Source organism: Bacteroidales bacterium, from assembly GCA_035647615.1.
Lineage (GTDB): Bacteria > Bacteroidota > Bacteroidia > Bacteroidales > 4484-276 > SABY01.
Genome location: DASRND010000011.1, coordinates 29737 through 50681, shown reverse-complemented (window position 1 = coordinate 50681; position 20945 = coordinate 29737). Strand labels below are relative to the sequence as shown.

Below are 20945 nucleotides of genomic sequence, written 5' to 3'. Positions count from 1 at the left end.
CGAAATTATAACACCCGCTCCAATCAGAAACAGAAGATAAAATTGTGATGAAATAAAAAATGTCAGACTGTTTGGTGACAACCTGACATTTTAAAAAATGTGTGTTATGTAAATGAGCAACTAGTCATTTTCCTGCTGTTCACCTTGCTCGGTAGCAGCCGGATTGAAAGGTGTGGTAGGCACAGGTAGTGCGTTCACATTTATTTCCGATTGAGTTTCAATGACAGCCCTCGAGTATTTAGGGATAATTTTGGAAGTTCCCAGCACAATCACCACCATTGCAATGGCCAGCGTCCAGGTAGCTTTTTCGAGAAAGTCGGCAGTTTTGCGCACGCCCATGTACTGGTTGGAGCCAGCAAAGTTGCTGGCCAGTCCGCCACCTTTTGAATTTTGTACCAACACCACCAAAACGATCAACACGGCAACAATCAGCAAAAGCACCGTCATAAAGTTGTAAAAAGCCATAATATCAATTATTTAGATTAGAGTTTTTCTTAATTTTTTCAATTTGGGCTGCAAAGTAAGTACTTTTCTCCGGAACTTTCAAAATTAATTTCTCATAAATTTTAATAGCCTTCTCATCGTTGCCTTGTTTCAGGTAAATCAAGGCCAGCGTTTCGCTGATGATATCGTCACGGTCGATGGCGCTGGCTTTCGCATAATCGTTTGGATTGAAGAAATCGCTGCGTGTACGCAGCCTGGGGGCATTTTTGATAAACTTATCGATAAGCTCGGCTTTCGACTTCTGCTGTTTTCCCGGAGGAATCGTTGAAGATTTTTCAGCCGTATTGTCAGCCACTGTGTCAGCCGGAATCTCTCTATTACTTTTTTCCCCATCAGAATTTTCCTGAAACGCTTCCTGTTTCATTCGGGATTGCAACTCCGGCGGGCGCTCTGGCTGCAGATTACCCACATCTTCTCCTGTCGAATCCTCATGTGCGACAACGTCAGCCGGTTTTTGATGCATCAGCTCAAGTCGCTCCACATGATCTTTGAGCACGCCACGGTCGGCAACATAAGCGGCTGCCATACGCAACCGATTGTGGTACCGAACGTCGCTGCGCTGCAGCAGCCACAAAAAGTAAAGCATCTGCAAACTCTGACAATACGGAAAATGTTTCAACACATCCTCCAATCCCAAAGCTGAGTCACCCAAGGTGGAGGTGTCGCGGAGTGCCTGCGTAAATTCTTCTCTATTCATCGTGACGATTTATGTTTGACCCCGCATCCAAGGGATGCTTACGCGGATAGTCGAGCGAATAATGTAATCCACGGCTCTCTTTGCGCTGCATGGCCATTTTTATAATCAGATAGGCTATATTAATCAGGTTTCGCAGCTCACAAATTTTTACGGTAAGAACCGATTTTTCATACAAATCTTCTGTCTCGCGATAAATAATCTCCAGCCGGTCGAAGGCACGCTTGAGGCGCAGATTACTGCGCACTATGCCGACATAGCTGCTCATGATTGCCTGCAAGTCTTTCAGACTTTGGGTAATAAGAATCATCTCTTCGTTGAGCACCGTACCTTCTGCATTCCAGTCGGGGATATCGTCGCAAAATTCTATGCTGTTGATACGCGAGACAGCATCCACGCTTGCGCGATGTGAAAATACCAGCGACTCGAGCAGTGAGTTTGAGGCCAGCCTGTTGGCACCGTGCAAACCAGTAGAAGCGCATTCTCCACTGGCGTAAAGCCGGTCGATGGAGCTGCGCCCGAATTCGTCAGTTTTGATGCCGCCACAGGTATAGTGTGCAGCCGGAACCACCGGAATCAGGTCGCGGGAGATGTCGATGCCGATGGTCAGGCATTTGGCATAAATAGTCGGGAAATGATTGATAAGCTCATTTTTGTTGAGGTGACGTGAGTCGAGGTACAGAAAGTCGTCGCCCGAGAGTTTCATCTCATTGTCGATCGCACGCGCCACAATGTCACGTGGAGCCAGCGAACCACGGGCATCATATTTCTTCATAAACTCTTCGCCTGCACCATTTTTAAGCACAGCGCCAAAACCACGCAAGGCTTCCGTTATCAAAAATGAAGGCGACTCCTTTGGATTGTAAAGGGCGGTAGGGTGAAACTGAATAAACTCCATATTTTCAATTATCCCCTTGGCACGATAAACCATAGCCACGCCGTCACCGGTAGAAACACGCGGATTGGTAGTGGTGGCGTAAGCATTGCCGGCTCCGCCGGTAGCCAACATGATAGTTTTGGCCAGGAACGTATGAATCTCATTGTTTTTAACATCCAAAACATAAGCGCCAAAACAGGCGATGTCGCTGCGGCGGCGGGTTACCTCCTCGTCCAGGTGGTGCTGGGTGATGATGTCGATGGTGAAATAATCCTCGTAAATTTCGATGTTTGGATTGCTGCGTGCCTGTTGCAGGAGTACCTTTTGTATTTCCAGGCCGGTGCTGTCTTTGTGATGCAAAACACGTTTCTCGCTGTGGCCACCTTCGCGCCCCAAATCAAACTGCCCGGTATTGGTTTTATCAAAACGCGTCCCCCACTCTATCAGTTCTTTGATGCGCTCGCTGCTTTCGGTGATGGTGATGCGAACAATATTTTCGTCGTTCAAACCATCGCCGGCTATCAGAGTGTCCTGTATATGCTTTTCGTACGAGTCGGGCGTGTAGGTAACCGCAGCAATCCCTCCCTGCGCGTAGCGCGTTGCAGTGTCGGCTGCTCCTGATTTGGTGATGATGCATACTTTCCCATGTTGTGCAACCTTTAGGGCATAACTCAATCCGGCAATGCCAGATCCTACAACCAAAAAATCAAATTTTTTTCGCATAAATGGCTAAATTTCAAATCCCAATAAAACAAATCCCAAATAAATTCCAATTTCAAAATTCAATAAATCAAAACTCCCACTACAAATGAATTCGAATGTCGGCGGCAAGTTTTTCAAATTCATCTGGCGTCAACTTTAGCTTTTCTTTACTAAAATCGATATCAAAAATGCTGTTGATAGGCACCAGATGAATGTGGGCATGGGACACTTCCAGCCCCAATACGGTAATTCCCATGCGCTTGCAAGGAACCACCTGCTCCACAGCGCGAGCTACTTTTTTGGCAAACACCATCATACCACCCAACAATTCATCATCGATATTAAAAATATAGTCAATTTCCTTTTTGGGGATGACGAGCGTATGGCCTTTGGCCAGCGGATTTATGTCAAGAAAGGCGAAGTAGTTTTCGTCTTCGACAATCTTGTACGACGGAATATCGCCGTTGATAATTTTAGTAAAAATTGTGCTCATAATAAATTTTTTAATGATGATTAAGACGAGCAAAGGTAACAAAATCAAAAAAAAATTGCCAAACGTTTTACAACCGCCTGGCAATATTCTTTTTTAGGCCCAATGGCTTCTACCTCGTAAGCTCTACTACTTCGAAACTAATAACCCCAGCAGGAACTTTTATTTCAGCTATATCGCCAATACGTTTGCCAAGCAAACCTTTAGCAATGGGTGAGTTGACACTCAATTTGCCATTTTTAACGTCGGATTCGCTTTCGGGCACGATGCAGTATTTCATCGTTGCATTATTTTTAAGGTTGCGGATGGTAACATTCGAAAGTATCAACACTTTACTGGTATCGAGCTTCGATTCGTCGATGATACGAGCATTGCGAAGAGTATCTTCGAGCTTGGATATTTTCATCTCAAGCATTCCCTGTGCTTCTTTGGCAGCATCATATTCAGCATTTTCGGAAAGGTCGCCCTTGTCGCGTGCTTCGCCTATTTGTCTTGATGCGTCCGGGCGGTCGATGGTAATCATACGATGCAAATCAGCTTTGAGTTTTTGGAGTCCCTCCTCGCTATAATATTTTATCCCTGACATATTTGTACTGCAGTTTTGTAGGTGATTAAAAATATAAAAAAGACCCTTTCCGAAAAAAGGGCCTTAAAATGTGGGTGCAAATATAAAACTTTTCCGCTCAGCAAGAACTTTTATTACAAGCTGACGCGTGCTCCAATGCTATGAACGCCATTGAAAGGATCGGTGTCGCGATAAGAATAATCTACAGCGAAGATGGTTCCCTTTTTCTTGTTGAGTGGTATCTGAACAGAAATACCGGCGCTGGGGCCAGTAAATACAGAAGTGCGATCGGGTTTATTAGTTATGCCATCTTCGTAGGTATAGCCTGCACGCAGAACAAGATAGTTTCTCAACGAAAATTCGCCACCCAGCGTTATCTGGTCTTTGGTGAAGGAGTTGGAAACAAATGCTGCGGCAAGGCTAAAGCGGCTTTCGCCAAATAAAAAATCATAAGCTCCACCTATCATCAACTGAGCCGGCAGCTCAAAATCAGAAATACGCTGCTGGAAAGTAGGAGAAGTGGTTGAGAATGGCGTGTAAAAACCGCGGAATGTTAGTCCGTCACCCGAGAATTTCATGGTAGGCCCAACGTTTTTCAACGAGATGCCGAATTTGATATTCTCCTTCTCACCGGTAACGTATTGGATACCTGCATCGATGGCAACGCCCTGGGCACTCATATCGGCAATCGATTCGGAAATGATCTTGATATTGAAACCGCCATAAATACTGTTAGAAAACGCTTTGGCATAAGCGATATTGATATTCAGCAGACTCGGGCTGTAGGTACCAATGGAGGCATCCGTCGGATCGGGATTAGCGATGGTGGTTCGCGAGATGTCGCCAAAACCCATCGACATGATGGCAATAGTGATCGCACCGGATTCGCCTACTCGCTGAGAGATACCAAAGGTCATCAGGTTCACATCAGCACCTTTCAGATAGTCGGTATGGACGAAAATCAGTTCGGTACGGTTGGTAAAAGCAGTACCGGCCACGTTGGTAAACAAGGCTTCCAGTCCGCGGGAACAAGCCACGTTGGCGCCACCCCATCCCGAGCTACCTGCCCATGGGTTGATAAGCAACTCCGAAGCGCCGGACTGCCCCGAACGGTCTTTATTACCGGCAAATGTGCCTGCAGTAGGCATTATCAGCATTGCACCTACAAAGACTGTGAAGATGTATCTATAAATATTTTTCATACTTTGAAATTTTATTCGTTCTTACAAATTGCTAACAGTATCGTTTAGAAAGTATTGAGGTCGATGGGTCGCATAGCACCAAACCATTTTACCACCCGTTCACCATGACGGCCACCGGTTTCTTTCACATGGATCAGATAAATTCCGCTGGCAACAGGAATGCCGGCAAAGTTTTTCAAATCCCAGTCGATGGAAGTTTTTGCGTCGGTATCCACTCCACTGGTCGATGTGGAGGGATTGCTAATTACCGACTTATCCACATTGTACTGACGGATAAGCGAACCGCTAATGTTGTAAATGGTAACTGTACAACGCGAAGGAAGATTGGTAATCTTCACACGAGTATCGAGCTGGTTGCGCTCGTATCCCGGACCATCAGCATAAGCATAGTAGGGATTAGGAACAACCGAAATCATATCCAAATCCTGATTATTGGTTTTAGGCGAATATGCAACAGGCTCGAAGGCATCCGTGTTGAACTTGAACATAGGATTGAAGTTGTTTTCCTCAGTAGGATTATCAGGATGTAGAGTCTGCTCGGAGAAGTAACGGCGGTACGGTTTTGCAATTCTGATCTTTACATGCGCATCATTGCCTTCGGGCAACCATATCGAATCGGCCATTAACGGGATATTAACCCACAGTGTACTGGCGTAAACTCCGGAAAGACGCACGTTTTCGGGTAAGCCGCCATTGGCTATGCCCACGCCTACAAGCGAGTCGCGATAATAACGGCCAGCATCGTAAGCAGGGGTGTTAAAGATGTTGCCTACGTAATTAATACGTGTAGGATTCATGATGTAGAGATAATGCATCCCGCCAGATACGGGGATACCATTTTTATCTGTTAACCTTTTTGAAGGATTCCATTTCATGTCGCGGCCATTGTCGCCACTGAGCCAGGAATTTTCTCCGTATATCACATTAAGACGTTCTCCGGTTTCAAGATTGATGGCGTAACCGGGGAACCAACCCATTCCTTTGGCAGAAATATAGTTAGGATCTTCAGGTTTGTCGCTGTCGGGCAGGTTCATGCTCGCAGCAAAGTTGCCATCTTTATCTATCGACGGCGACTCACGTAACATGAGCTGAACACCGCGGCCTTGTGCCAGGTTAGGGTCAGGACAGGTTTCGATTACCGGACAACGTGTCCATTTCGATTTATCGGAGGTGATTACCACATCCACGCTTGACAGTGTAGATAGCTTGGCCTTGTCGCGTGAAAGATCGTTATAAGCAGGGCCAATTTTTATTTCAATTTTATCAGCCGTAAGCGCATAAGGTGACCAGGTGCCGCCAATAATCTTCTCGTAGTTCTGTCCCGGGTCCCAGGGCTGAGGAGGATCAAGCCACATCTTCCAATCGAAGTATTTCTTATTTGTTAAGTCTTTGTCTCCGTAAGTACCCGAACGAATCCAGTTGAAAGGACTGTCTGGCACGTCCAAGTCACGGACGCCTGTAAGCCAACGTTTCGAGCTATCAGTAAACGATATAGAGGAACTTATCAAGCCGTTATTTACTGAGTTTGGAGTGCCTGGAGCGGCAATCTGCATAATATTAACAGAAAGACCAAGCTCAGGAATTACCTGTTCGTTGCGCACATCAATACTGGTATCAGAATGCCAGCTATTGCCATGTTCGTCGGTAAGTATCCAGTGCGAACGCAAAATGGTGAGTGAATCGGTGACGACAACTTCACCCTGTGCATTGGTTGTTGAAGGATGCTTTACATCTACAAAACGGAAAGTGAATTCACCAGCTTTTACATCCAACGGGTTGACTACCTTAATATTTAGTGGCCCTTTGTTAATTTTATAATCAATCTGATAGGCCATCGGGTAGTTTTCGCTGCCAATGGTATCTTTTGTATAATACTTATTACGTACCGGATCCCATGTGTAAGTGATGGGAGGTTTCGACATAATATTATCTACCACGCTTTGTTTGAGTTCCAATGCAAATCCACCGTTTCCATGGCCTTGCAGACGTGATATCTCAAAACGGTCGCCATAATCAGAGTTCAACACCTTTCCATCCATAGGCTTGTGTGGAATAGCCGTATAAACCTTAATGTTTTTACGCCCGGACAAGTAGGGTTTCTTTTGACCGTAAAGCCCGTTTTCGATACCGGGATCCTGCGAATAAGGAGAATATTCGTTGTGTGCGTATGACAATGCCATAAAATAGTACTGCTTGTGATTCACCATCGTTGCATCCTTTTCAGAAAACACGTCGCGGGTAATTTCAAAGGTGTGGCTGATGCCCTCATCACCACCTTCTACTTCAACAACGGGCACAGCAGCTCCAATGCTACGGTCGAGCTGATAGTTGACAAGCTTGGTAATGCCGTTCTTAACGTCAAACTGAGCAACCAGACGAACAAGGTCAGGATCTTTAAGGCTTTCAACACTAACGTCGGGACGGCGTAGCTGATAAATCTGATATCCTTCGAAGCGATAGGTTTTCAGCGAATCTTCCTGCGCTTGTGTGCGAACACCGGTAGTATCTTCAAGCAACTGAATATTAGGATCTATCTCCGAATATTCTTCCAGGTAGTTATTAGAGCCTTTGCGGTTGCTGATGGTAACAATCAATTTATGGTCGAGTTCAAGGAAGCTCAAATCAGGAGCACTGGGGCCGTCGAGCACTTTAAAACAGTTATCGAACAATGCCTGTGCTTTGTCGTCGACAACGCGAAGCAACAATACAGATGCCCAGGCACCACCTGAGGTAGCACGTGCCCAGGGAATACCCACAGTAATATAGTTTACAGCACCAGCTTGCAGATCGAAAGGTCCGGCTGACTGCATAAAACGACGGTCACCGGGCTGGTTTTTTTCGGTTTCTTCCGTCCAGTATTTTCCGTTCTGGTTAAATCCGTCGTTTGGTGGTGCACCACCTGTTCCCCAGTTGCAGGGGTCGGTATCGCCGGGAAACATGAAGTCGCATTCAGGACCTACAGCTTTCGGGTCGTTTACGTGTGCAGTTCCACCGTAAAGCATCTTGGTATTGTCTTTCCAAATACCACGCAGGTAGTTGTAATATTCAGGAGCTGTATGGGGGTCGGTAGTGTGGGGGTTGGCAGAAGTATTGTTATGATAAACAAAACGACGCATCCCAAAACGTTCGTTATCAATGATGCCGTCGCCAAAGTTTACACCGTTGATGCTCACGTCGCAAATTTGAATTCTATCAATAGTGTCACCGGCGCCATTGACCACAAATTGGTATTTGGGGTTATCAATACCATCGGGATCCATATAGGGACCCTGGAAAAAGTCAACACCGATAGCAGGGGGCTGGTCGCCATAGGCTTCTACCTCACCCGAACCATCTATTGGGAAACCATTATAAGAATAGCCCAAACCACGAGCCACATCGCAGCCAACATAGTCGTCCCAGGCGTAGCCCAGGTCGGTATCTACCCATTGCGAAAAGTAGGTGTTGGTGAGTTTGAAGGTGGAGCGGTTGATAATTTCGTAACTGTAAAAGGTCATGTTGTTCACCTCATCGTTGGTGGCAAAGGCAAAAGCCTGCGCACGAATTTCCAAACCTATAGGAGCTCCGGTAGTTTCGGTGTGAATGTTTCCTTTATCATTAAAAACCCACCACAGTGTTTGGTCACCCTTAATCACCTGGTCGACCATAATTCCGTATTGCCAGTTATTCGGGGTATTGGGATAGTAATATTCGGCATCTTTGGTTGGGGTTTGTGTTTTGCACAAGCTGTTGTCGATGTCGTAGTAGGGATAGTCGCCCTGGCGGGGATCGTATTCACCATCCTGGTTGGCATCAAAAAAAGGCGCCATGTAATAGCTTTGCCCAAGACTCTCGTCACCGTGAGCCGGCCAGTTGAGGATGCTTTCGGGGATAACATAATCCGGGTACTCTTCAGCTGGATCGAGGCTGTTAGACCAAGCTATAAATTCATCTACCTCTGCACGTGTCATTTCGAAAAGCTTGTCGTATTCAGCGCAGGTTTCTGCTTCTATCGAAGCATCGATACGTGAAAGAGGACCAGGCCAGTAGTCGATCCCTACCTGACGGTAACGCTGGGCAGCCAACTTAAGCTGACCGTTGACGTCGACACCACCAATCCACAGCGATGCCGAAAACATCGATGTTTGTTGGGTGTTGGCAGGAACAAAATATTGAGCACGGTCGAAGTTCCACCACATGTCGCCACCTGTATTGATACGGGCACGGACATTATTTACATCAAGGAAAGCAAAGCCACCACCAGCCGAACAACCGGCAGCACTCGCTTTAAGTGTATTTTTTTCTGCATTGGGTTGTTTTTCGGCAAAGCTTTCGGGGGCTGTCATTAGGATTACCGAGAAAATCAGCAGCGTTTGTAATATGTATCTCATCTGTATGATATTTTTATTTTTCCTGATTAATCTTAAAAATAGCGGTATTAAAAATTGAAGATCACACCCAGCCTGATCTGACGCGGTGTACTAAAGTTGAAGGGTGTGTTCATGCGCAATGCATAAAGATCGCGATAAGCAGCGGGATCGATAGAAGAGTTGATGTTGCTCTGCCATTCGGGAGCTGTCAGGTAACCATCATCATCAGGACTCCCGGTAGCGGGATAAACCGAGATGATGTTTTTGGTGTTCAAAATGTTAAGCACCTGCAAATAGACGTTGAGGTAAGTGTTGGATTTAGGGTCTTTATTTATGCTGATGTCGCGATCCAGACGGCCATCGATCCTAAACTGCCACGGCAGTCGCGATCCGTTGATGGTACCATCCAAAACGTAACCACCACCACCACCATAAACGCCAATAATGTTTTCGGCACGGGTGTAGGGAGTTCCTGATCCACCACTCAGGGTGATATTAAGACCGGTATTTTTAAGCCACTGGCTGGTTTTTACCTGATCAGTACCTTTTATGTTGCGGGTAGAAGTGGGACCACTGTAAGCTTTGCCTTCGCCAAAACGATAATCGAGCACGACGTTGAAAGAGTGACGGCGGTCCTGGTCGAGTGGGAATAACTGACGCAGGTTAGGCAGTCCGGCACTAACCAGAGCAGCGGCTGTGCTGGGGCTCGATCCAGTACCTTCGGCAAATTGCAGCGTGTAGCTAATACGTGCCCGGATGTTGTTGGTCCGGCGCAGGTCATATTCTACTGTCAAACCTTTTACAGTACTGAAGTCGAGGTTAGCATAGGAGTCGTAAAGGTTAGAACCTCCGGTGTAGGCGCCCGTAAAACGGTAATATTGTATCTGGTCGCGCACCTCACGATAGAAAGTGGCTATCTTGATTGAAGAAGTGTTACTGAGCTTCTGCTGAAATCCCAACTCATAGTCGATAGTTTTTTCAGGCTTCAGGTTTGGGTTGTTGATAGCTCCCTGACGGTCGATAAAGAAATATTGGGTTGGGTCCATACGCAATGCAGCGGTAGGACGCATGGTAAGAATATCGTAGTGAGCAAAGAACAACGCCTCATCGGAAATCGGGAATGAGAACGAAATTCGTGGCATCACACTCACCTGCGGGGTATAGTCTTCAAACACATCACTGGTCATGGTTTTTTGATTCGGATTTTTAACGTATGGAGTGATACCATTACCAACATCAAGGATATCGGGGTTTTGAATGATGGCACCCGAAGAATTATACCAGACATCATCCACACGGTAACCAGTTACACCTGCAGGATTGTCTTTGTTATCCACATAAATTACAGCCTCGCCCGGAATATTGGAAGGGTGCTGCCGGTTGTCAAAAGTCCTGTTCTTTTCGTCTACGGTGTATGCTGAATAAAACAAGTAGGGGTCTTTCAACACATGTTGGTTGGCATCGAAACGGTCGACACGCAAACCAATGTTAAAGATCAGGTCGTCGAAAGCAAATTTATCCTGGATGTATCCGGCCATGTAAATGGGCTCAAAAGCACCGATGTCGCGGGTGTTAAATTTTTTCACCTGATTATTGGGCATCATAATTTCGTCCTGTGCATTAAAGAAGTCGTCGAAAGCCGGACGGTTGCTGTGCTTATTTCCGTAAGGATCGTAACCATGATAGTAAACGTAGTTAACACCGTCGTTGAGTAGCTCATCAGGGCTAAACATATCTATGGAAAGTCCACCATTTACAGGAGTGTTTTTATGTATTACGCCATTTTCGTCGATGTAGCTGATCGTCTGGGTACGCGGATCGTAAGAATCGATGTCGATCCAGTCGATGCCCTGAATGTCGATACCCAATTTTTTACGCAGGTTGGCATCGAAGACGCGCTGGTCGGTAAAACTGTACAGACGGTTATAGTTGATTGTATCCTGAAATACTCCATCAATTGTAACCAACTGCGGATTGCTCTTGTCAAGCTCATTGATATGGGCATTGGTGATCAGGCGCATCAGCGACCACAAACCTACAGGGCCATAGCCGTAAGCGCTCTCTTTTCGTTGCTCATATTGCAGACCAAACTCGATGGCATGGTTGCCGATGTCGGCACTGGCATTGGCAGAAATACCTATCTGCGAATCGTCGTCAACCTGATAACCGTTGTACCGTGAGCCTAAGTTGGACCACGTGGTGTAGACGCTACCAGGAGATTGCCCGTTGAGCAAGCCTCCGTAAAGCTGCACCTGGTTGTAGTTGAGCCAGTAGCCACCCTGGGGATTGTTGCGCCAGTCGCCTGCCTCAGGATAACGCTCATAATATAGCTCGGTGTAGCGAGCTGAAACCGGGTTGATGTCGTAGGGCTGAAAAGTGAAGGCAGTATCCTGCCAGCTGTTTTGCACCAACACATTATGATATATGTTGCCATTGATGGTGTCGTTGCCACGCTCGTACGAACGACGTTTGTATGTATCAAATTTGCCCAGATAACCATAGTTGAAAAGATTATCACCGTGGGTTTCATCTTCTACCACCTGATGAAATCTTGAATAGTCGGCCTGGATACTATAGTAAACGTTCTTAATGAGTGAACTACTTTCTTTATCTACCGGGAAACGCTGTGTAAAACGACCGAAAACACGCCATGTGTTATTTTTAACGTGCGCATTATTTTCGTAGTTTAGAAGGCTATTGGTATAGCTAAAGGCGCGATAGTCCTGCAGGTTGAACGACCCACCGATGGTAAGGTTGATGGTAGGCGAGGTGCGCAGGTCAATTTTTCCGGAAAGGTTTATTTCGGTGCGTGCCGTATTTTGCGATTGTTTTACCGTTTCGGTATCGCTCTTGCGCATAAAAAGTGTATTGTTGAATAAGCCGTATCCTGTACCGGTAACGCGCTGTGGATTCTCTTTTAAGGAGTTCAGATATTCGCCGGTAGCCCTATCAAGTGTTCCTTTAGCCGAGGGACGTCCGTCTGCACGGTGAATAAATTCGCCAGCCAGGAAGTAACCGACCAGGGAGGTCTTGCTGCCACTTTCTTCGGTTCTTGAAATCAGTGGCCCCTGTATGTTCAATCCCACACGGTTGTAACCGAAGGCATCCAGGAATTCAGATGTCTGCAACTCGACGCCGGCGCCAAATTGCCGCGAAGGCCCTTTGGTGGTAGCGCTGATGATACCCCCGGTAGCATCGCCAAATTTGGCGGGCACACCACCAAGAATTACTGAGACCTGCTCGATGGCTGACTCGGGAATGGCGAGCGAACCTAAAACGCGCATGCCGTCGATGTAGTAAACCGTACCGCTCGAGCGCTGTCCGCGGATACTGATGTTACCACCGTCGGCATCAGAGTAAACCCCTCCCACCGTTGTTGCGATAGAAGTAGTGGAGCGGTTGGGCATCTTTTGAATTTCTTCACTGGTAACCGTGGCACCTGAGGTAGTCTGGTCTTTGGAAATTAGTGGAACTTTGTATTCCACCACTTCCACAGTCTGAAGCATCTCGGTAGTACTCGACAATGAAATATTCTCAAAAACGATCTGGTCACCTTTTACAATAACGTTGGCAATTTCCTTGGTTTGATAACCAATAAACGATGCCCGCACGTTGTAATTACCTGGTGCCAAAGGTTTTATTACATACTTACCATCAAAATCGGAGGTAGCCCCCGTTATCAGATCACCCCCCGAAAACAACGCCACGTTGGCAAACGGAATGGGGTCTTTAGTATCGGCATCAAGGATTTTTCCTTGCAGTGCGCCCGACTGTGAAAACAGATACAGGCTGGACGTGAGCAGAATACCAATAGTTAAAAGTAGATTTTTTAACATACTAAATAATTTTATGTTTATTTTTGCTTTGCTAAAGGGCGGTAAAATTAGTAATAAAAAAACGGATTCTCCAAAACCTTTTTGTTTCCCCCTCTTATTTAAACTAACACTAATTAACGATAACGACGATTTAGTATCTCCGAATAGATAACTGCCTTGCGCAAATCGAAGTTCGAAGTGTCGAAAACAGGCTCTTTTGCTACCTCAGCCAATTGTACCTCCTTCTCCATATCCTCCTGCAACTCACGCCGTTTATCTTCCAGTTTTTCGGACGTTTCCTGCTTCGCCGTTACGGGTGCTATTCTAGTGTCATAATATTTCTGATAAATGTTGATTTCATCATCATCTGCAAACTCGATCATCTGTGCCGGTTCAGGAATAGTTTCGAGCGATTGTGCTTCTTGTTCCGGTATTTCTTCAAGACTTTGTGCCTCGCCGGTGAGCATGCGCTCGAGTTCTTCTACAAAGTCGCGGCGTCGATCGGGCTGCTGCTCCTGCGTCGAAGGCTCGTACACCACATCCGGCGCGGAAGCAGCTTCCTGCTCTTCAGCCAACTGACGCTTGCGTGCAGCTTCCATTGCCTCCTGCTGGCGCTTTTTCTTGACGCCTTGCTGGTAAAAGCTGAAAGCTAGCCAACCGATTATTAATAGAAAAAATAATAAGTCACTCATGTGTTTGCAATGAATTTTCTCGATGCTGAAAATACGTAAAAGTAGAAGTGCCTCGGGAACTGGTGCTCTGAAATAAGTTAATGGTTTTTAACAATCAGTTGCCGGCTCACCTCCTCCGGAGCTCCCATCAGGCTTACCTACCCACGTATCTTTCTGTTTTTCAATATTTTCTAATCCTAAACCTATATTCCTTACAAATTATTTAAAGTTTCCATAATCAACTCCTTGCGGCGGCGCGATACCGGCACTTTGCTCTTGTCGCTCATCAGAATGAAACCACCATCGCCTTTCAAAAAGCCTTTGATGTATTTTGTATTGATAAGATGCGACTTGTGCGAGCGGATAAACTGATGACCGCGCAAGAGATATTCATTTTCTTTCAATGTCTTACTGATCAAAAGCTTGGTACCATCCTTAAAGAAAAAATTGGTGTAGTAATTATCCGATTCACACCTTATTATATCATCTACATCCACCACATGGATTTTTTCGGCGGTGCTGAGAATAATCTTACGCGACTCTGCCGGATTTTGAATGTTTTCGAGCAGAACGTCAATGTTTTTACTGATGTTCTGTTGCCGGGCTATCTTGATATCTTCCACCTTGCGCACAGCATCCATCAGCTCCTGCGGCACAATGGGCTTAAGCAGGTAGTCGAGTGCACTGAACTTGATCGCCTTGATAGCGTATTGATCGAAGGCTGTGGTAAACACAATCTCAAAGTTTATTTCATCAAAATATTGTAGTAATCTGAAGCCACTGCCGTCCTGCATCTGTATGTCGAGAAAGATTACATCGGGCTCGGTGCTTTTTATCAGATCGACGCCGGAACGCACTCCTTCGGCTTCGCCCAGAATGATCACACTGTGGCAATAGCGTTCCAGCAGGCTGATGAGCGCCTGACGCGACTTCTTCTCGTCATCGATGATTACTGCTTTTACCACGTTGTTTTGCTAAAATATAAACCGCCAAATATCTATCTTTTCTTGCAAAGACTGCCGGTTTTTCGATTTAACTCCTTAATTTTTAACTGTTATAAATAACAAATGTACGCAAAACCGTGCATTCTCAATAGAAACCGGTGCATTTTCTCAATCTGTAAGATGATGTGGTAACCTTTTGTAAAATGGAGGCTGCGAATTTAGTGTGTGTACCGCTAAACTTCCTGAATGGGAATTGTAAGCTCCACACGCGTGCCGGCAGCCTGCCCTTCTGCATCTTTTAGATCGACAATCTGCACGCTGAATTTTTCATCCACATTCTGGCTCAACAATTCGAGCCTTTCGTTGGTGATGATCATTCCGCGGGATTTGGTTCCAAGTCCGGACTCATTTTTAATTTCCATGGCTCGCTCGCGCCCCACGCCATTGTCGGTGATGGTGCAAAATAAATTATTTCCTTTTTTAATAAAAACAATGCTGATGCTTCCCATCGTTGTTTTGTGCATCAGCCCGTGGATTATAGCATTTTCGACAAAAGGTTGCAGAATCATAGGCGGAATGCCTGTAAACTCTTCGTCGATCTCGGGATCAAGCCGGATATCATAATCAAAACGATTGTCGAAACGGAGTTTCTCGATTTCGAGATAGAGTGTAATGGCTTTTATTTCGTCGGCCAAAGCTATCATCGATTGGCGGGAGTTGGCCAGGATGAGCCGCATGAGTTGCGAAAACCGGCTTAGATAATTGATAGCCATATCCACGTCGCGGGTCAAAATAAAACTCTGGATGCTGTTCAGCGAATTGAAAATAAAATGTGGATTCATCTGCAAGCGCAGGGCTTTCTGCTGTATCTCCAACAATTGTTTCTCTACAATAAGCATCCGCGTTTCGAGCAAATGCTTTTTGCGGATATGTCGCACACTGGAAAAAATGACCACCCAGATAATAAAAAGAAACAGCAGCACTGCAGCGGTGCGGAACCACCAGGTAGCAAACCATGGTGGCCTGATGATGATGGTAAGATTTATGCCGTGGCTGTTCCACCTGCCGTTGCTTCCCGCCCCCGTCACTCTGAAGTTGTAGGTGCCCGGCATCACGTTGGCATAGTCGGCATAGTGGCGACCACCATCCACATACACCCAGTCGTTGTTGTAATCGTCGAGCCGGTAGGCATATTTGCTCTTGTGCGGATTGAAATAATCAAAAGTAGAAAACTCAAAAGATAAAAAGTTTTGCTGATGGGTGAGTACAATGGTATCGCCATCGAGTAGCTGCCCTGCCTGCGGCTGGTTAAAAATCTTAAAAGAAGTGATCATCAGGTTGCTCATCAATGGGTTGAGCTGAATGGCGGCAGGATCAAAAACGTTAAATCCTTTCATACCTCCAAAGTACATCTCTCCGGAAGAGGATTTCAGATAGGCCTCGGCATTAAACTCGTTGCTTTGCAGGCCGTCAGTAACATCAAAATTGATGAACGTCTGCGAGCTGATATCAAATTTAGAGATGCCCCAGTTGGTGCTCATCCACAAGTTATTTTCGCCATCCTGCAGCACCCCATACACCATGTTATTTGGCAAGCCATCGTCGCGGGTGTAGCTGGAAAAACTATTGTTGCTTCTATCGAAATATTCTAAACCACCCCCACGCGTTCCCAGCCAGAAATTTCCCAGGCTGTCTTCGTGAATGCTAAAAAGCCGGTCGGTAGCCAGCTCTTTACGGGGCATATTGTTCCGGAATACAGAGAAAGTATCACCTTGCGGATAGTACCGATTCAAGCCGTCGAGAGTCGCCAGCCAGATAATCCCCTGTCGATCCTTATGAATTTTATAGATGGTATTATTGGATATCGATCCTGACTTTTGGGGATCGTGCCGGTAAATTTTTATTGAATGGGTTACCGGATCAATGATGTTCAAGCCATTGTTGGTTCCTACCCAAATCATGCCGTCGCTGTCCTGCAGCATGTCGAGCACATATCCATCGCTTATGTTGTTGTAGTATTGCATCGACGGACTGAAGTGGTGGATGCGGCCGGTTTTTGTTTCGAGCTTGTTAAGCCCGGCATCGCGTGTGCCAATCCAAACGTTGCCAAAGCTATCCTTGAACAGTGAGCGCACACGCAGGCTCGAAAGCTGATTGTCGCCGGCAAAATATCCGGAAAGTCTGCTCAACTCCTTACTCCCGGCATTAAAAACGCTGATACCGCGGTCGGTACCAATCCAGATGATGCCAGGAGCATATTCGAGAAAACACCACACAAAATTGTCATCCAAAGCCCCCGGGCCGTTGGGCTGTGCCGGATAAAGATTAAATTTGGGTCTGTAGCGGTCGATGCCATTCACACCTTTAAAAGTTCCAATCCAGATGTTGCCAATGCGGTCGCTGGTGATACAGTAAATACGGTTGTTGCTAAGGCTGCCGGCCCTGTGGTTGTCGACCTTTAGGCGGCTGATGGAATAATCCTGCAGATCCATAACATTCAGCCCGCCACCATCGGTTCCTATCCACAACTGCCCTTCGGTATCCTCGAAAAGAGTTTCGATAAAATTATGACTCAAAGTTGTTTCGTCGATGGGATTATTACGAATAATCCTAAAAGTATTGTCGGTGCGATTCATCAGGCTGAGGCCGTTTTCGGTAGCAATCCAAAGACGACTCTGACTGTCTTCAAGGATGTCGCGAACATTGTTATCGCTCAAACTATGGGGATCTTCGGGTCGGTGGAGATGGCGCATGCTCTGATTTTTCTCCAAATCATATTCTACCAACCCAAAGTTGGTACCGAGCCAATAGGTGCTGTCGGTGCTGCGCATAATACAGTTGACACTGTTGTAACGACTGCGCCTTCCGGTTTTGTAACGCTGTATGGCATGAGTTTGCAGATCGATGCTGCACAATCCGCGGTCGGTGCAAATGAGTATGCGCCCGGGGATGTCCTGGAAAAGATGATTTACTTTATTATCAGAAAGTGTGGTGCTGTCCTCATCACAACAAAGATAGGTGATGATCTTTCCGGTAGCCCGCTCCAGACAATTCAGGCCGTCATCGGTTCCCACCCAGATGTTGCCATCATCGGCTTCGATCACCGCGTGAACAGTTTCGTTGCTCAATCCTTCGGCGCGGGTGTAAATGGTGAAATTGTACCCGTCGAATTTGTTGAGCCCGTCCCAGGTGCCAAACCAAAAATAGCCGTAACTGTCCTGGATAATGCTATTGACGCTGTTGGCTGACAAGCCTTTTTGTTGAAAAGTGTTTTCGCTGGTGATTACATCAAAAACGTACGCCGGCGACTTTTGAGCGTAGCCAGCCACATGCAGTATCACCACAATCGACAGCACTATATAATAAGGTGTGTTTCTCACTAAAAATTTCATTTTTGCAAATGTATGCCTTCCACCACAGGCTCTTGCCATTTCCTACAAAATATCTGATAAATCGTCGCGTTAGTAGCCCTACACTCATCCAACATAGCTATGACTTCCAGAACGATTTTTTTTGTCGCTTTATTTTCAATCTTTTCCTCCCTCTTCTTTATCTCCTGCGACAGCAACGATGATCCGCCTATCGATATCGGCTATGTTAATTTTCAAATCTATCCCAACTCAACCCAATACCTGCCGCTCAACAACATTGGTGGCTACGCTTACGTCACCGCACTTGAGCCCAGTCGTGGCATCATTATTTATCGCGCAACGCTCGAGGATTTCAAAGCCTTTGAGCGCACGCCCACCTACAAGCCCGACAGTTGTTGTGTTTTTGAGCCGGTATTCAAGTGCACACGCCTCATCGTCGACGAATCGGCACTCTTCGCAGTCGACACCTGCACAGGTTCCCGCTATTTGCTGCTCGACGGTTCCGCGGTCGAAGGGCCTGCCACCTACCCCATGGTGCAATACAACACGCGCTACGTTGAGGAAGTGCTGTACGTCTTTAATTAAAATAGTCTTCAGTCGGCAGGCTTCAGTCAGCAGGCTTCAGTCAGCATCCTGTGGCTGCGAATCCGGCAACAATGCACACCCTTCACCATACTCTTTGGGCCACGCGCCATGCGCCCTGCCTACTCAGGATTTAACAAGAAATGCCTTAGGCACCTGCTTGCCAAAGAATTGAGTAATCAATACAAGTACCGCAATATTTACCGGAAATAATATCAGCACCGACACTCCAAAAGCTGCAGGAATAGTTCCGAGCACAATGGCTACTGCGCCCACTGTGAGGGCATAGGGCATTTGCGTTCGCACATGGCTGATGTGGTCGCAGGAGCTGGCCAGCGAACTGAGAATAGTGGTGTCGGAAATCGGCGAACAATGATCGCCCATCACCGAGCCGGCAAGAACAGCCGAAACTACATTGTGAAAAATCGACATAGCTGTGTTGTACTCCAACCCCGCTTCGATGCCAATGTACCAGGTAGCCGGCAGGATAAGCGGGTACAAAATGGCCATCGTTCCCCACGAAGAGCCCGTAGAAAAAGCAATGGCTGCGGCCAATAAAAAGGTAAGCGCCGGCAACAGATAAGGTGAAACGTCGAGCCGGATAAGGCTTCCCGAAATAAACTCTGCCGTATGCAACTGCTCAGTAATCAGTGCTATCGACCAGGCCAACACCAAAATAAGTACTGCCGTAAGCATACTTTTAAATCCGTCAACCAAAGCATCGATGCTGCTGCGCAACGGCAAGATGCGCTGACCCACGGTAAGTATCAAAGCGGTTACCACGCCCCCCAACGACGACCACAACAATGCGCTGAAAGAATCGGAGCTGCCAATCACATGCGAGAGATTGGTGCCGAACCCCGCCGAAGCATCCCATCCCACCTGCTGCAAACCTGTAATAATAAGGCCGGTGATGGTTCCGAATATCACCACCAGCACAGGCACGATGGCGTTGTACCCCCGCGCTTTAACGTTTTCGTCAGGTTCGGTCTCGCGTCCAAAATCCAGATTGGGATGGGTTGCCTTTGGCGCGACTTTTCCGCTACGCGCAGCTACCTCGATGGCGTGCATGGGACCGAAATCGCGTCGTCGCATTATGAGAATCACTACAAAAATCAAAGTCAGGACAGGATAAAACGAATACTGCAAAGAGTTGAGAAAAACATCGTAAGGCGTTTCGTCGAGTCCCAGGGTTTTTATCCCATTCTGGATGTAGCTAAGTTCGGCGCCAATCCATGTGGTAACAAAGGCTATCGAAGCAACCGGTGCCGCTGTGCTGTCGACGATATAGGCCAGCTTTTCACGCGAAACTTTTAGCTTATCCGTGATCGGACGCATCGTGTTGCCCACTACAAGGGTGTTAGCATAATCATCAAAAAATATCATTATCCCCAGCAGCCACGTCACCAGTTGCCCCGAACGCGCATTGTTGGCATAACGCGATAGAAAATTGACAACGCCTTTCATCCCGCCGTTTTTTGTAATAATCCCCACCATGCCGCCTATCATCATCGAAAAGATAATGATGGAAAGATGGCTTTTATCGAGCAACGAATCGAGCACATAGGTGTCGAGTACAGCAAAAAATCCATTAAATAAAGCTTCAAAAAAATACTGCCCCTGGTAATAAAAAATAATAAAAGCCCCCACCAACACGCCAATGAACAGAGCCGTGTAGACTTCTTTGAAAAACAGGGCCATAATAATAGCAAGGAGCGGCGGCAGCACCGAAAGCCATAGCGGAACAGGGGTTACGTAGCGCCGATAAATGTAATTGCCTGCTTCAATGGTAAACGTTCGGTTAGCTTTAAAAATAACCTCAGCAGTAGCCTCACCATAGTGAAAATTTACTGTCTTTGCTTCTCCATCAATAATGATGGGAACGTTGCCGTGCACTATCGAACGAATTGCGGGATCTGTAATTTTGAAAGTTACGGGAGTTGCGATGTCCTGCATCACAATGGCAGGAAGTGTTACAGACAGGTTGCTGCTGTCGAGCTGCACATCGTCAGCCACAATCGATTGCGCATGCAAATGAGTGGTTGTAAAAATGAAAAGGATTATAAAAGGTATCGCGCTCCGCACCGTCCAAAAAAGATTTTGGCTAAAATAATCAAGAATTTTTGCTGCGATGGATTTTTGCTAACAAAATGTCTGTGTTGAATTAAAAGACAGACAG

The 20945-nt window shown here is 46.5% G+C and carries 13 protein-coding genes; 1 reads left to right on the top strand and 12 read right to left on the bottom strand.

Annotation, left to right across the window (positions count from 1 at the left end):
- Nucleotides 1–120: 120 nt before the first annotated feature.
- The 11 genes from secG to VFC92_04900 all read right to left on the bottom strand — a co-directional run bounded on the left by secG (nucleotide 121) and on the right by VFC92_04900 (nucleotide 18193).
- Nucleotides 121–465: a preprotein translocase subunit SecG gene (gene secG / locus VFC92_04950; GenBank protein ID HZK07526.1), complete on the bottom strand. Its 345-nt coding sequence runs from the start codon at nucleotides 463–465 to the stop codon at nucleotides 121–123.
- Nucleotides 466–469: 4 nt separating this feature from the next.
- Nucleotides 470–1201, bottom strand: a complete 732-nt coding sequence (locus VFC92_04945) for a tetratricopeptide repeat protein (protein ID HZK07525.1) — start codon at nucleotides 1199–1201, stop codon at nucleotides 470–472.
- Nucleotides 1194–2798 carry an L-aspartate oxidase gene (gene nadB / locus VFC92_04940; protein HZK07524.1) on the bottom strand — a complete coding sequence of 535 codons (1605 nt, stop codon included), beginning with the start codon at nucleotides 2796–2798 and terminating at the stop codon, nucleotides 1194–1196. The genes VFC92_04945 and nadB overlap by 8 nt, the downstream gene beginning before the upstream one ends.
- Nucleotides 2799–2877: 79 nt before the next feature.
- Nucleotides 2878–3270, bottom strand: a complete 393-nt coding sequence (locus VFC92_04935) for an HIT family protein (GenBank protein HZK07523.1) — start codon at nucleotides 3268–3270, stop codon at nucleotides 2878–2880.
- A 109-nt stretch (nucleotides 3271–3379) separates the two neighbouring features.
- The gene (gene greA, locus VFC92_04930) at nucleotides 3380–3844 is read right to left on the bottom strand and encodes a transcription elongation factor GreA (protein HZK07522.1); all 465 of its coding nucleotides are present in this window, start codon (nucleotides 3842–3844) and stop codon (nucleotides 3380–3382) included.
- A gap of 122 nt (nucleotides 3845–3966) precedes the next feature.
- Nucleotides 3967–5034, bottom strand: a complete 1068-nt coding sequence (locus VFC92_04925; GenBank protein HZK07521.1) for a PorV/PorQ family protein — start codon at nucleotides 5032–5034, stop codon at nucleotides 3967–3969.
- 44 nt (nucleotides 5035–5078) lie between these two features.
- A complete protein-coding gene (locus tag VFC92_04920; protein HZK07520.1) occupies nucleotides 5079–9404 on the bottom strand; it encodes a hypothetical protein in 4326 nt (1441 codons plus the stop codon).
- A 47-nt stretch (nucleotides 9405–9451) separates the two neighbouring features.
- Complete coding sequence (locus VFC92_04915) at nucleotides 9452–13219, bottom strand: carboxypeptidase regulatory-like domain-containing protein (GenBank protein HZK07519.1); 3768 nt, start codon at nucleotides 13217–13219, stop codon at nucleotides 9452–9454.
- Between the two features lie 113 nt (nucleotides 13220–13332).
- Nucleotides 13333–13890, bottom strand: a complete 558-nt coding sequence (locus VFC92_04910; protein ID HZK07518.1) for a hypothetical protein — start codon at nucleotides 13888–13890, stop codon at nucleotides 13333–13335.
- Between the two features lie 191 nt (nucleotides 13891–14081).
- Nucleotides 14082–14834 carry a LytTR family DNA-binding domain-containing protein gene (locus VFC92_04905; GenBank protein ID HZK07517.1) on the bottom strand — a complete coding sequence of 251 codons (753 nt, stop codon included), beginning with the start codon at nucleotides 14832–14834 and terminating at the stop codon, nucleotides 14082–14084.
- Between the two features lie 212 nt (nucleotides 14835–15046).
- Nucleotides 15047–18193: a two-component regulator propeller domain-containing protein gene (locus tag VFC92_04900; GenBank protein ID HZK07516.1), complete on the bottom strand. Its 3147-nt coding sequence runs from the start codon at nucleotides 18191–18193 to the stop codon at nucleotides 15047–15049.
- A 111-nt stretch (nucleotides 18194–18304) separates the two neighbouring features.
- Between VFC92_04900 and VFC92_04895 the strand changes: the two genes are divergently transcribed.
- On the top strand, nucleotides 18305–18769 hold the full coding sequence (locus tag VFC92_04895) for a hypothetical protein (protein ID HZK07515.1): 465 nt from the start codon (nucleotides 18305–18307) through the stop codon (nucleotides 18767–18769).
- Nucleotides 18770–18892: 123 nt separating this feature from the next.
- Here VFC92_04895 and VFC92_04890 read toward each other — a convergent pair whose 3' ends face one another.
- Nucleotides 18893–20800 (bottom strand): Na+/H+ antiporter NhaC family protein, encoded by a 1908-nt coding sequence (locus VFC92_04890; GenBank protein ID HZK07514.1) that lies wholly within the window; start codon nucleotides 20798–20800, stop codon nucleotides 18893–18895.
- Between the last annotated feature and the right edge of the window lie 145 nt (nucleotides 20801–20945).